Consider the following 275-nt stretch of genomic DNA (forward strand, 5'->3'; position numbering starts at 1 on the left):
TTTCAGCCGGGGTGCAAGTTTGAAATCATGCTCTGTCTGGTCGGCGGTCAGGGGGCTGGCAAGTCCACCTTCTTCCGTCTGCTGGCAGTCCGGGACGAGTGGTTCTCCGATGATTTGCGGAAGCTGGACGATGACAATGTGTACCGCAAGCTGCAAGGTCACTGGATGATCGAAATGTCGGAAATGATGGCAACCGCCAACGCCAAGAGCATTGAGGAAATCAAGTCATTTTTAAGCCGGCAGAAAGAGGTTTACAAGATACCCTATGAAACCCA

At 52.0% G+C, this 275-nt stretch carries 1 protein-coding gene; it reads left to right on the top strand.

The features are described from left to right. Positions 1-275: virulence-associated E family protein (locus DWW13_RS19680; RefSeq protein WP_243026218.1), on the top strand; the 275-nt coding region annotated here is incomplete at both ends.

Origin of the sequence: Blautia sp. AF14-40, from assembly GCF_003479665.1 — a bacterium.
GTDB classification, from domain to species: Bacteria; Bacillota; Clostridia; order Lachnospirales; family Lachnospiraceae; genus Fusicatenibacter; species Fusicatenibacter saccharivorans.